The organism is Bacteroides stercoris ATCC 43183 (assembly GCF_025147325.1).
GTDB lineage: Bacteria > Bacteroidota > Bacteroidia > Bacteroidales > Bacteroidaceae > Bacteroides > Bacteroides stercoris.
On sequence record NZ_CP102262.1, the window covers coordinates 1,205,183 to 1,218,400 of the forward strand.

At 47.7% G+C, this 13,218-nt stretch carries 8 protein-coding genes; 6 read left to right on the forward strand and 2 right to left on the reverse strand.

All coding sequences use genetic code 11. The annotated features are described in order from the left end of the window. Nucleotides 1-70 precede the first annotated feature (70 nt). A complete protein-coding gene (locus NQ565_RS04970; RefSeq protein WP_005652819.1) occupies nucleotides 71-628 on the reverse strand; it encodes a GNAT family N-acetyltransferase in 558 nt (185 codons plus the stop codon). 45 nt (nucleotides 629-673) lie between these two features. Next, nucleotides 674-1,147: an arginine repressor gene (locus NQ565_RS04975; RefSeq protein ID WP_005652816.1), complete on the reverse strand. Its 474-nt coding sequence runs from the start codon at nucleotides 1,145-1,147 to the stop codon at nucleotides 674-676. Between the two features lie 431 nt (nucleotides 1,148-1,578). Between NQ565_RS04975 and NQ565_RS04980 the strand changes: the two genes are divergently transcribed. The 6 genes from NQ565_RS04980 (at nucleotide 1,579) to NQ565_RS05005 (ending at nucleotide 13,190) form a co-directional block, all read left to right on the forward strand. After that, nucleotides 1,579-4,107: a glycoside hydrolase family 88 protein gene (locus NQ565_RS04980; RefSeq protein WP_005652812.1), complete on the forward strand. Its 2,529-nt coding sequence runs from the start codon at nucleotides 1,579-1,581 to the stop codon at nucleotides 4,105-4,107. A gap of 2 nt (nucleotides 4,108-4,109) precedes the next feature. Continuing rightward, complete coding sequence (locus NQ565_RS04985) at nucleotides 4,110-6,899, forward strand: alpha-L-rhamnosidase (RefSeq protein ID WP_081448455.1); 2,790 nt, start codon at nucleotides 4,110-4,112, stop codon at nucleotides 6,897-6,899. After that, on the forward strand, nucleotides 6,896-8,731 hold the full coding sequence (locus tag NQ565_RS04990; protein WP_005652808.1) for a rhamnogalacturonan lyase family protein: 1,836 nt from the start codon (nucleotides 6,896-6,898) through the stop codon (nucleotides 8,729-8,731). Before NQ565_RS04985 ends, NQ565_RS04990 begins: the two co-directional genes overlap by 4 nt. Before the next feature lie 58 nt (nucleotides 8,732-8,789). After that, entirely contained in the window at nucleotides 8,790-10,310 is a 1,521-nt protein-coding gene (locus tag NQ565_RS04995; RefSeq protein ID WP_040315562.1) for a glycoside hydrolase family 28 protein, read from the forward strand. A 131-nt stretch (nucleotides 10,311-10,441) separates the two neighbouring features. Beyond that, the gene (locus NQ565_RS05000; RefSeq protein ID WP_005652806.1) at nucleotides 10,442-11,905 is read left to right on the forward strand and encodes a rhamnulokinase; all 1,464 of its coding nucleotides are present in this window, start codon (nucleotides 10,442-10,444) and stop codon (nucleotides 11,903-11,905) included. Nucleotides 11,906-11,936: 31 nt separating this feature from the next. After that, complete coding sequence (locus tag NQ565_RS05005; RefSeq protein ID WP_005652804.1) at nucleotides 11,937-13,190, forward strand: L-rhamnose isomerase; 1,254 nt, start codon at nucleotides 11,937-11,939, stop codon at nucleotides 13,188-13,190. Nucleotides 13,191-13,218: the final 28 nt, after the last annotated feature.

Genomic DNA, 13,218 nt, shown 5'->3' on the forward strand with positions numbered 1-13,218 from the left:
ATAAATTAGGAATCAGGCTGGTTATAACGAGTCCGTGTGTTCCCATTCATAATTCAAAATCTATAATTAATTATATTTTATCTTCCTCGTGTAACTTCGGGTCGTAAAGCATTGCCGTGCAAATGCAGAACTTCCGGTTTTTGGCTACCAGTATGTCATGGTTGATACAGCCCTCGCAGCCTTTCCAGAAAGCCTCGTCGTCTGTTAGTTCATTGAAAGTAACCGGTACGTAGCCCAGTTCGGTATTCATTTTCATAACGGCCGCTCCGCTGGTCAGACTGAATATCTTGGCTTTGGGCCACCGCAGGCGTGCCAGGCGGAAAGAAGCCGTCTTGATACGTTTGGCCAGTCCCAAGCCGCGGTAATCGGGATGTACGATGAGGCCCGATGTTGCCACGTACTGCTTGTTTCCCCAGCTTTCTATGTAGGTGAAACCTGCAAATTCGTCTCCACATAAAGCTATGATAGCTTTTCCTTCTTTCATTTTAGTCGCCACATATTCGTGTGTGCGTTCTGCGATGCCCGTTCCGCGCACCTTGGCAGCTTCTCGGATGGTATCCAAAATCTTATCCACGTAAACTTCATGTGAGGCGTCGGCCACCATCACATCAATCTGTTTCGAATCCATTTCTTTTATTTCGTTATATATTCGTTGTAATATAGTTGTACAGGTTTACTTTATGTTAGGAATGATTTGTGACAGAAACATACGCACCTCTTCGTGGGATGCAGCCTCGTGCAGAACCATCATGATCGTGTCGTCGCCGGCAATGGTGCCCAGTACGGCGGGACATTCGCGGTTGTCGATGTCATAAGCCATGCTGCTGGCATAGCCGGGCCGGGTGCGGATGACGGCAATGTTCTTGGAGAAATGGAGGGAAATGAAGCCGCTGGTCATCAGCATTTCGCTTGCGCTCTGGTCGTTGCTGCGCTTGTACATGATGTTGTTGGGAAGAACATATACATATTTCCCGTTCATGTTGGCCGCTTTGGCTACTTTCAACTGTTTCAAGTCGCGTGACAAGGTGGCTTGTGTCAGCTCAAAGCCCTCTTTGTCCAAAGCCTGCAACAGCTCTTCCTGAGAACTGATGTCTTTGCTTGAGATAATCATCTTGATGGCATCTAACCGATTGGCTTTCTTTTTCATGTTTCTGTATAATTATTCTTAAGTTGGTGCAAAAGTAGGGAATATTTTGGAAAGAATATACAGAAATGGGATTTTTTTATTCTTTAATATGCAAAAAACGTAAAAAAGACGGTATATGTATGCAGGTTTGGAATATAATTAAAAGCCTTTTATCGGAAATCTTTTAATTATATCTTTGCGACAACTTCAGACAGGTAGCCTGAAAAACTCAGTGTGGGGTAAGTGCAAGCTGTCTGCGTGCGGTTTATCTCTGGCTGCCGTAAGAGAAACGGCAAGTATAACCGTGTCTTGGGCGGGGTGGAGTTGGTGATAAACGACAAAAACAATAAGAGAACTGCCAAAAGGCTCAGAGTCCGTTTGCCGTGAAGCTCTTATTTTTGCAATACAGAATAAAGTTCATTTCTTAATTCTATTAAAACTATCAAAGGCACATGAAAAAACTACTTGGATTAATTTCCTTTCTTTTAGTATTGGCAGGTTCCGTTTCTGCCAAAGTGGTACTTCCGGCTATCTTTTCCGACAATATGGTATTGCAGCAAAACGCGCAAGTCAATTTGTGGGGAAAGGCAACGCCCGGTGAACGGGTTTCGGTAAAAGCGTCATGGACGGATAAAACCGTGACAACCAAGGCTGCGGCTGACGGCAAATGGACTGTGAAGCTGAAAACGCCTGCGGCTGCAAAAGGGCAGTCTGTTACGGTGAGCGGTGAGAATACGATTACTATTAATAATGTACTGGTAGGTGAAGTATGGCTCTGTACCGGACAATCCAATATGGAATATCCGGTTTCCAGGCATCCCGATAAAAAATGGATGACCGGTATGATAACGGAAGCCGAGGAGATGAAGGACGCGGATTATCCGGAACTTCGTCTGTTCCGGGTGGAACATCAGTTGGCTCCCGACGGTGAAATGGATGACTGTCAAGGCCGGTGGCTGGTGTGCACGCCGAAAAACCTGTATGACTTCTCGGCTGTGGGATTCGTTTTCGGACGCCGGTTGCATAAGGAATTGAATGTGCCGGTAGGTATGATACAGTCTACATGGGGAGGTACGCATGCGGAATCGTGGACGAAAATGAGTGTTATGAAGAACAATCCGCTCTATGCAGATGTACTTGAAGATTTTGCTTTGAAGAATGTGAAGCAGGAGAAGGGATATTGCAAGGTCCCCGCTACGCTTTGGAACGGTATGATTCATCCTATTCTGGGATATACGGTGAAAGGAAATATCTGGTATCAGGGAGAATCGAATGCCATTCGTCATGAAAAATATCAGCAGGTATTCACCAATATGATTAACAGCTGGCGGAAAGAATGGAAGCAACCCGACATGCCGTTCTATTTCATGCAGATTGCTCCGCATAAAGGACAGCCGGCCGGTATTCGTGAAGCACAGCTCAAAACATGGCAAAGCGGGCTGAAGAATGTAGGCATGGCGGTTGTTACGGATGCGGCGGATTCTACGGATATTCATCCGCGTAATAAGCGCGTGGCGGGTGAACGCATGGCTTTGTGGGCGCTTGCCAAACAATATGGGAAGGATGTGGCATACTCCGGCCCGCTTTTCAAAACGATGAAAGTCAGCGGCAATAAGGCTGTATTGAGTTTTGAATATGCCGAAGACGGTTTGATGACACCTGAGAATGCTCCGGTCAAGGGCTTTCTGGTTGCGGGAGCCGACCGGCGTTTCTATCCGGCGGTGGCTGTGATAAAAGGCAGCCGGCTGGAAGTTTCCGCTCCGCAGGTGGCGGAGCCGGTTGCCGTACGTTACGGCTTTTGTAACTTCTTCCGTGTAAATCTTTATAATAAGTCGGGTTTGCCCGCAGTGCCTTTCCGTACGGATACATGGGAACAAGGCTCGTATGCGCGTTGGTTTGCCGACTCCGAGATGATGCGTTTCCCGCAGGCTTACCGGTTGGATCACGGCAAGCGTCTGTTCTTCGGTTATGCCCAGGGAGTGGGTTGCTGCGCCATGTTGCAGATGTGGAAGATAACGGGCGAACGTCGTTATTATGATTATGTGAAGCAATGGGCCGACTCTCTGATTAATGAAAAGGGGGAAATCCATCTGTATGATAAGTCCACTTATAACCTGGATTTCATTAACTCCGGAAAGGTGCTGTTTGACCTTTACCGTGAAACCGGCGACCAACGATATAAAGCGGCAATGGATATCCTTATCAAACAGTTGAAGAACCAGCCCCGTACTTTGGAAGGCGGATTCTGGCATAAACTGATTTATCAGCATCAGATGTGGCTGGACGGACTGTATATGGCTTCTCCGTTTATGGCGCAGTATGGTGCGGAATTCAATAAACCGGAATGGATTGATGAGGCGGTGAAACAGTTCCGTCTCTGCCATAAACATACCTATGATGCCAAGACAGGACTGTATCATCATGCGTGGGACGAAAGCAAGAGCCAGCGTTGGGCGAACCCGGAAACCGGACATTCTCCCAACTTCTGGGGGCGCAGTATAGGCTGGTGGTTTATGGCGCTGGTAGATGCTTTGGACTATATACCCGAAAATCATCCGGGACGTGCCGACATGATTGGCTATATCCGCGGATTGGCGGAGACATTGCCGAAATATCAGGATAAAGCGGGACTTTGGTATCAGGTTATCGACCAGCCTAAACGCAAGGGTAATTTCCCTGAGGCATCCGTGACCACCCAATGTATGTATGCTTATGCAAAAGCAGTGAATAAAGGATATATCGATGCCGGATACCGCGCTGTAGCGGAAAAGGCTCTGAAGGGCTTGAAAGATAAATTGCTGGTGGAGAAACAGGACGGAACGCTGACTCTGACCCGTTGTTGCCAGGTTGGCGGTTTGGGAGGTCATCCGTATCGCGACGGAAGTTTTGAATATTATATAGGTGAAAAGATGAGAGATAATGACGCCAAAGCAACGGGACCGTTCATTATGGGATGTCTGGAACTGGAGAAAATAAAATAGGTATGAATCGATTGTTTTGTATTGCCATGTTTGCATTTTGTGCAGTTTTTTTGTCTGCACAAGATGTTTCGTGGCCGGAGATTGGTTTGGATGCCAAACCGGCTGCACGCTGGTGGTGGATGGGAAGTGCGGTGGATAAGGAAAACCTGACCCGTAATCTGGAAGCATATGCTGCGGCGGGAATGGGTACGATGGAGATTACTCCGATTTATGGCGTACAGGGAAATGATGCGAAGGATATTCCGTTTCTCTCCCCCCGATGGATGCAGATGCTGCAATATACGGAAAGTGAAGCGTCCCGTCTGGGCATGCAGATTGATATGAACACCGGTACCGGCTGGCCTTTCGGAGGCCCTGAAGTGGGGATAGAGGATGCCGCCTGCAAACTGTTTGTTACGGAATATCGGTTAGAAGGCGGGAATACGCTTGATCAGAGAATAGAGGTTGCCGATAAAAAACAAAAGCCTTATGCCAAACTGGAGCGTCTGATGGCCTTTTCCGATACGGGGAAGTGTCTGGATTTGACGGATAAGGTAAAAGACGGAATGTTATGCTGGAAAGCTCCGAAAGGGAACTGGCGTTTGATTGCCGCCTTTTGCGGCAAGACTTTGCAGAAGGTGAAGCGTGCGGCACCCGGCGGTGAGGGGTATGTGATGAATCATTTCTCGGCCCGTGCCGTGAAAAACTATCTCGGACGCTTTGAACGCGCTTTTGACGGAAAGTTCAAGGATACGGCAGGTGGTGCTACAGCTTATCCCCATAATTTCTTTAACGACTCCTATGAGGTTTACGGGGCGGACTGGTCGGAAGGACTTTTTGATGAGTTTCTGGCGCGTCGCGGTTATAAACTGGAAGAACACCTGCCGGAGTTTCTGGCGGCAGGGGAGCGTTCGGACAAGACCCGGCGCATCATCTCCGATTATCGTGAAACTCTCGGTGAACTGTTGCAGGAGAATTTCACCCGTCAGTGGACGGAGTGGGCACATCGGCACGGGGCTAAAACCAGAAATCAGGCTCATGGCTCGCCGGGAAATCTGATAGACCTTTATGCCACGGTGGATATTCCGGAGTGCGAAGGTTTCGGTTTGTCTGATTTCGGTATACGGGGATTGCGTAAGGATTCGCTGACGCGTCCCAATGATTCCGACCTCTCCATGTTGAAATACGCATCTTCGGGCGCTCATATTGCCGGTAAACCTTATACTTCTTCAGAAACTTTTACTTGGCTGACGGAACATTTCCGCACTTCTCTGTCACAGTGCAAGCCGGATATCGACCTCATGTTCGTTTCCGGCGTCAATCATACTTTCTTCCATGGTACGACTTATTCTCCTGCTGAGGCTGCCTGGCCCGGCTGGAAGTTTTATGCTACGGTGGATATGAGTCCGACGAACAGCATCTGGCGTGATGCGCCTGCTTTCTTTCAATACATATCCCGTTGCCAGAGTTTTTTGCAGATGGGACAGCCGGATAATGACTTCCTTGTGTATTTGCCGGTATATGATATGTGGCAGGAGCAGGACGGACGTCTGCTGATGTTTGATATTCATAAAATGGCACGGCGTGCTCCGGGCTTTATAAAAGCGGTGCACCGCATTAACGATGCCGGTTATGATATGGATTATATTTCCGATAACTTCATTCGTACGGCCACCTGCCGTGATAAGAAAATTGTGACGTCAGGCGGAACAGTTTATAAAGCATTGGTTGTTCCCGGTGCACGTTTAATGCCTGCGGACGTACTTGCCCGCCTGCTCGAATTGGCAAAAGAGGGAGCGACCGTTGTGTTTCTGGACCGGTATCCGGAGGATGTTCCGGGGTATGCCAGGTTGGAGCAGCGCCGTACGGACTTTAAGGGTACTCTGGAGCAGGTAAAGAAATTAGGAAATAAACAAGGTAAAGGTAAGACGGTGTTCTTCGGTACGGATTATGTCCGTACACTGGCGCAGACTGCTGCTATACCGGAAGCGATGAAAACTTCTTTTGATTTGAGTTGTATCCGTCGGAAGAACCCGGAAGGTTATCATTATTTCATTTCCGCACTGACCGGAAAAGATACGGAAAGTTGGATACCGTTGGCTGTGCCTGCACGTTCGGCCATGCTTTATAATCCGATGAACGGCGTTTCCGGCAAGGCTCGCTTGCGTCAGAAGGATGGAAAGACGGAAGTTTATTTGCAATTGGTTTCCGGAGAATCTGCCATATTGAAAACTTTTACGGAAGTTGACGTACAAGCTCCGGAATGGAAGTATCAGACTGCTGCACGGGGAGCTGTCGAACTGTCCGGCTTATGGAACCTGCGGTTTGTGGAAAGCGTTCCTGCGGTACATAGTGTGCCGGATTCCGTTGCTTTGGGCTCATGGACGGATTTATCCTTTGAAGGTGCTAAAACGACGATGGGAACAGGCTGTTATACAACCACTTTTGTGATTGAAAATCCGGCATCGGCCCAGGACTGGTTACTCTCACTTGGCGATGTCCGTGAAAGTGCCCGTGTACGTATCAATGGCCGGAATGTTGCCACTTTATGGGCTGTGCCCTATTGTTGCTCCGTCGGGCAATACCTGTGTCCGGGAAAGAATACTCTGGAAATAGAAGTAACCAATCTTCCTGCCAATCGCATAGCCGATATGGATCGCCGTGGAGTGAAGTGGCGCATCTTCAAAGATATAAATATTGCAGCGCTTGGTTATAAAAAAGGGACTTATGCCGGTTGGGAACCTGTGCCAAGCGGATTATTAGGCCCTGTACGTATTATACCACTGAAGATAACTAAAAACGAAATGCAATGAAAAAAATCAGTCTGGGCGGAGTAGCGCTTGTTTGCGCTTTCTGCTCCTTATATGCTCAAGACCCGCGTGAACGAAACTATTTCTATGAAATCCTTGATCCTAAGCATGAACCGAAACCGTTGGTAGAGGGATTTGCCCAAGAGCGGATTACTGAAAATTTAAATCGCGGACTGGCGGTTGCCCCTTCCCGGGACGGCAAATCCGTGTATCTCAGCTGGCGTTTGCTGGCATCGGATGCTCCCGCTACGGCTTTCCATGTATATCGTGAGGTGGGCGGAAAGGCTTGCCGCCTGACGAAAAAGGCCGTTTCCCGTACTTGTGACTTTGTGGACACCGCTCCTCATGCACAAGCCGTCTATTGGGTGGAAGCTGTTGTCAAAGGACAGAAGCCGGTTGTATCGGAAAAACGGAAGGTCGTGTTATCCGATTTGAAGCCTTATACATCTATCCGCTTGAAAGATAATGCAAAAGCAGGAAAGATAGCATTGGCCGACCTGAACGGGGACGGAACTTATGATTATATCGTCCGTACTCCCGAAACGAACGTAGATCCGGGCATGCCGGGTGATACTACCGGAAAAACGTATAAAATATCCGCTTATTTGAGTGACGGTACTTACCTATGGACATACGATATGGGACCGGGGATTGAACCGGGTATCTGGTACTCGCCTTTCATCGTATACGATTTCAATGGTGACGGTAAGGCTGAGGTGGCGATTAAAACAGCAGGCACTGACTATGTGAAAAACGAGAAAGGACGTGTTTGCGGCGGGAGTGAATATCTTTCCGTATTGGACGGCATGACCGGACAGGAGATAGACCGGGTGGATTGGCCTGAGCGCAATGACCGTTACGGAAATCTGATTCGTCAGAATCGTAACCAGATGGGAGTTGCCTATTTAGACGGAAAGACCCCGTTTATATTGGCGGCACGCGGCACTTACAAGCTGATGGTTGTGGATGCCTGGATGTTGAAAAACGGTAAATTGGAACGTGCATGGCGTTGGGACGGTGATGAGGAGAATCCTGTTGTCCGTAGTATGGGTGCGCACAGCATGGTTACTGCCGATGTGGACGGTGACGGCCGTGATGAGGTTATGTTAGGTTCCTGTATGCTTGATGATAACGGAACACTTTTGTGGTCTTCGGGCTTGGGACATAGCGACAAGGCATATCTTTGCAAGTTGCATCCCGATAGGGAAGGCATGCAGGTGTTTATGGTAAGTGAACCCAAAAAGGAAGATGGCCGTGGCGTTTCAGTAGTGGATGCGGCTACGGGTAAATTGATATGGAGCATCGGTCATACTACTTATCATGTAGGTGACGGTATGGTAACGGATTTTGATCCTGTTCATCCCGGTTTGGAGTGTTTTGCCAGCGAAGACCGTAAGGGGGGAAGTACCGACAGATATTTGCTTACTGCCGACGGAAAGAAACTGCAAGTAGCTCAAGATGAGATTCCCGGCTGCCGTAACTGGATATGGTGGGATGCTGATTTGTTGCGTGAGACATTTAAGGGAGACGATAACCGTTGGGGAGCAGGCTCCTCTTCCGGTGGACGTAGTCAGAGCATCTGGAAATGGAAAGGTGAGATATTAACGGAAAATATCAAGGGGGATATATTACTGATGGCTGATGTGGAAGGTGACTGGCGCGAGGAACTGATAACGGCTTTGCCCGGCGAACTGCGTATTTACCGCACCGATATTCCTGCGACAGACCGTAGGGTAACGTTGATGCAGGACGCTTTGTACCGTAGTTATGTGGCCCATCGTAGCATGGGGTATCCTCAAGCACCCGTACCGTCTTATTATTTAGGAGATAATTAATACATGTATCGGAATAAGATGTTTCGGTATGTTTGCTAACTTTAAAACGCTATTAAGAATGACAAAACCATTGTATGTAATTGCTGCTGTTTGTTTATGGATATTCAGTTCTTGCCAGTCTACGGACTATAAATATGAAGCTGTCTATCGTAACCTGCCTTTTGACATGCCTCGTGTGGAAGCGCCGAGATTTCCTGACCGTACGGTCAATCTGAAAGAGTTTAATGCCGTCGGTAATGGGGAAACTCTATGTACATCGGCCTTTGCCGATGCAATCAATGCTCTTTCCGAACAAGGGGGAGGACATCTTGTTGTTCCTGCCGGTGTTTGGCTTACAGGGCCGATCGTATTGAAAAGTAATATCGACTTGCATTTGGAAAAAGGGGCTGTTATCCTTTTCTCTCCTGATGTGGACCTCTATCCTTTGGTGGAAACAGTGTTTGAGGGGTTGGATACCCGCCGTTGCCAGTCTCCGATTTCCGGCCGTAACCTGGAAAATGTAGCTATAACCGGCGAAGGGGCAATTGACGGAAACGGCCATTACTGGCGTCCGTTGAAGCGTGAGAAGGTTACGGAGAGCGTCTGGAAGCAGACAACAGCCCGTGGCGGTGTATATAAACGTCCTACCTACTGGTTTCCTTATCCTGAAACTTTGAAAGGGGATACTATCAGCAATATGAATGTCCCCCAGAATCTGAAAACGGAAGAAGAGTGGCAAAGTGTCCGTCATTTCCTTCGTCCGGTGATGGTGAGTCTGATAGAGTGTAAGAATGTGTGGTTGCAAGGGGTGATTTTCCAGAACTCTCCGGCGTGGAACCTGCATCCGCTGATGTGTGAGAATGTGCTGGTTGAAGATGTGCAGGTGCGTAATCCGAGCTATGCGCAGAACGGTGACGGACTGGATTTGGAATCTTGTAAAAACGCGCTGATTGTGAATTCTACCTTTGATGTGGGAGATGACGGAATCTGTCTGAAAAGCGGTAAGGATGAAGATGGCCGCCGTCGTGCACGTCCTTGCGAAAATGTAGTGGTAGATGGCTGCACGGTATTTAAAGGCCATGGCGGTTTCGTTGTCGGCAGTGAGATGAGTGGCGGGGTACGTAATGTATCCGTCAGCAATTGCCAGTTCCTGGGAACGGATGTGGGACTGCGTTTTAAGAGCAAGCGTGGTCGTGGCGGTATTGTTGAAAATATATGGATTACCAATGTGTCTATGATGGATATTCCGACCGAACCGATTACTTTCAATCTTTATTATGGTGGAAAATCTGCCGTTGAAGTGTTGGAGAGCGGTGAAAAAGTTCCGGCTAAAGTAGATCCTCTTCCTGTGGATGAAACAACTCCTTGTTTCCGGAATATTCATGTGAAGAATTTGGTATGCGCAGGCGCCCGTCGTGCATTGTTCTTCAACGGTATCCCGGAAATGCCGATTGAAAATGTGGTTTTGGAAGATGTTGATATAACTTCCCGATTGGGAGCCGAATTTGTTTATAGCAAGGCCGTTACGATGAAGAACGTAACCATCCGGAATACGGAAGGCGAGCAAATTGTCACCCGTTTTTGTGAGGATGTGAAATAGAAGACCGGATGTGGTAATAGCGGATGAAACGGATTGTCAAATCTGACACCCTTTCAGTCAAAATAAGTACAAGGAATAGGGGATGATTCCCCTATTTTTGTATCATGAAATAGCGACTAAAACTAATTACCATGAAACAATGTTTTTTTGCGGTCGATTTGGGAGCTACCAGCGGCCGTACCATCTTGGGAACTTTCACACCGGAAGGATTGGAAATGGAAGATGTGAATCGGTTCCCGAATCATCTGATTGAAACCGGCGGACATTTTTATTGGGATATATATGAGCTTTACCGGCATATTATCGAAGGACTGAAAATAGTCGCTCAGAAGAATGTGGAAATTACTTCCATCGGTATTGATACATGGGGAGTGGATTTTGTCTGTGTAGGTAAAGACGGCGGATTTCTTCGTCAGCCTTATTCGTACCGTGATCCTCATACGGCCGGAGCGCCTGAGGCTTTCTTTAAAAAGGTTGCCCGCAAGCAGGTCTATGAGTGGACGGGTATTCAAGTGATGAATTTCAACTCTTTGTTCCAGCTTGATACATTGAGACGTAATAATGACAGTGCATTGGCTGCTGCCGATAAATTGCTTTTTATACCGGATGCTTTGAGTTATATGCTGACCGGTGAAATGGTAACGGAATATACCATTGCCAGTACGGCGCAGTTGGTCAATGCAAACACCCGTAAACCGGAAGATGCTTTATTGCGCGAACTCGGACTGACGGAAAATAATTTCGGCCGTTTTGTTTATCCCGGTGAGAAAATAGGAACATTGACAAAGGAAGTACAGCGCATGACCGGATTGGGAGATATACCTGTAATCGCAGTTGCCGGGCATGATACGGCTTCTGCTGTGGCTTCGGTTCCTGCAATGAATCCTGATTTTGCCTATCTGAGCAGCGGAACCTGGTCTTTAATGGGAGTGGAAACGAAGGGGCCGGTTATTACAGAGGAAACCGAATCTTTGAATTTTACGAATGAAGGAGGTGTGGATGGCACTATCCGTCTATTGAAAAATATTTGTGGGATGTGGCTGTTGGAACGCTGCCGTGCGGCGTGGGGACAGACATCTTATCCGGAACTGATAGCCGAAGCGAATGCCAGTGAGCCGTTCCGCAGTCTGATTAATCCTGATGATGTCCTGTTTGCTAATCCTGCCGATATGGAACAGGCTATACAGACGTACTGTTCGGATTCTCATCAGCCTGTTCCGCATACACGGGGGCAAATTGTACGTTGTATCTTTGAGAGCCTTGCTCTGCGCTATCGTCAGGTTTTGGATAATCTTCGCACTCTTTCTCCTCACCCGATAGAGACACTTCACGTTATTGGCGGAGGAAGCCGTAATGAATTATTGAACCGTTGGACAGCCAATGCTGTCGGTATTCCTGTTGTGGCAGGCCCGTCTGAGGCTACGGCAATCGGTAATATCATGATTCAGGCATTGGCGGCGGGAACGGCAAAGGATATTGCTTCCATGCGCCAGTTGATCAATCGCTCTATTTCTTTGGAAACTTTCTATCCGGAAGATACGGACGTGTGGGATGCCGCATATTTACACTTCAAACAGGTGACAATGAATCATTAATGTTTAAAATCATATTAAATAAATCAGTATCATGAAAGAAGAATTAATAACAAAGGCTTATGAAGTGGCAAAGGAACGTTATGCTGCTCTTGGGATAGATGTGGAAAAGGTAATGGAACAGCTCCAGAAGGTTGCAATCTCCATGCACTGCTGGCAGGCCGATGATGTTATCGGCTTTGAGTCGGGCAGCTCGCTGACCGGCGGTATCCAGACTACAGGTAATTATCCCGGTAAGGCCCGTAATATGGAAGAATTGCGTAGCGACATCTTAAAGGCCGCTTCTTATATACCGGGCAAACATCGCTTGAATCTGCATGAAATTTACGGTGATTTCGGCGGTACGTTTGTTGACCGTGACCAGGTGGAAGTGAAACATTTTGAAAGCTGGATGCAATGGGCGGCTGAAAACGGGATGAAACTGGATTTCAACTCGACTTCTTTCTCACATCCTAAAAGCGGTAACTTGTCTTTAGCCAATCCGGATAAAGGCATCCGTGATTTCTGGATTGAACATACCAAGCGCTGCCGTGCCATTGCGGAAGAGATGGGACGCCGTCAGGGCGATCCTTGCATCATGAATCTTTGGGTACACGACGGTAGCAAGGATGTTACGGTAAACCGTATGAAATACCGTGAACTGTTTAAAGACTCTCTCGACCGGATTTTTGCTACGGAATATAAAAATATGAAGGACTGTCTGGAATCTAAAGTATTCGGTATCGGTCTGGAAAGCTATACAGTGGGCTCTAATGAATTCTGTGTAGGTTATAGCGTGCAACACCAGAAACTGATAACAATCGATACGGGTCACTTCCATCCTACGGAGAGTGCTGCTGATAAAGTTTCGTCCATGTTGCTGTTCGTACCCGAACTGATGCTTCATGTAAGTCGTCCGATACGTTGGGATTCCGACCATGTGACTATTATGGATGACCCGACTCTCGAACTCTTCCAGGAGATTGTCCGTTGCAATGCCTTGGACCGTGTACACATCGGTCTTGATTATTTCGATGCTTCCATCAACCGTATAGGCGCTTATGTCATCGGCACCCGTGCCGCACAGAAATGTATGTTGCGGGCATTGCTGGAACCGTTGGCTAAACTTCGCGAGTATGAGGCTGCCGGTCAGGGCTTCCAGCGTCTTGCCCTGTTGGAAGAAGCTAAAGCTTTGCCTTGGAATGCCGTTTGGGATATGTTCTGTTTGAAGAATAATGTTCCGGTAGGTGAAGAATTCATTGCTGAAATAGAAAAATACGAAGCTGAGGTTACATCCAGACGTAACTAAGTTTATCAGAGTTAGTGATAGTGTTTAG

Coding starts and splice junctions, on each gene's coding strand:
- NQ565_RS04970 (WP_005652819.1), bottom strand. CDS start 628: ATGGATTCGAAACAGATTGATGTGATGGTGGCCGACGCCTCACATGAA.
- NQ565_RS04975 (WP_005652816.1), bottom strand. CDS start 1,147: ATGAAAAAGAAAGCCAATCGGTTAGATGCCATCAAGATGATTATCTCA.
- NQ565_RS04980 (WP_005652812.1), top strand. CDS start 1,579: ATGAAAAAACTACTTGGATTAATTTCCTTTCTTTTAGTATTGGCAGGT.
- NQ565_RS04985 (WP_081448455.1), top strand. CDS start 4,110: ATGAATCGATTGTTTTGTATTGCCATGTTTGCATTTTGTGCAGTTTTT.
- NQ565_RS04990 (WP_005652808.1), top strand. CDS start 6,896: ATGAAAAAAATCAGTCTGGGCGGAGTAGCGCTTGTTTGCGCTTTCTGC.
- NQ565_RS04995 (WP_040315562.1), top strand. CDS start 8,790: ATGACAAAACCATTGTATGTAATTGCTGCTGTTTGTTTATGGATATTC.
- NQ565_RS05000 (WP_005652806.1), top strand. CDS start 10,442: ATGAAACAATGTTTTTTTGCGGTCGATTTGGGAGCTACCAGCGGCCGT.
- NQ565_RS05005 (WP_005652804.1), top strand. CDS start 11,937: ATGAAAGAAGAATTAATAACAAAGGCTTATGAAGTGGCAAAGGAACGT.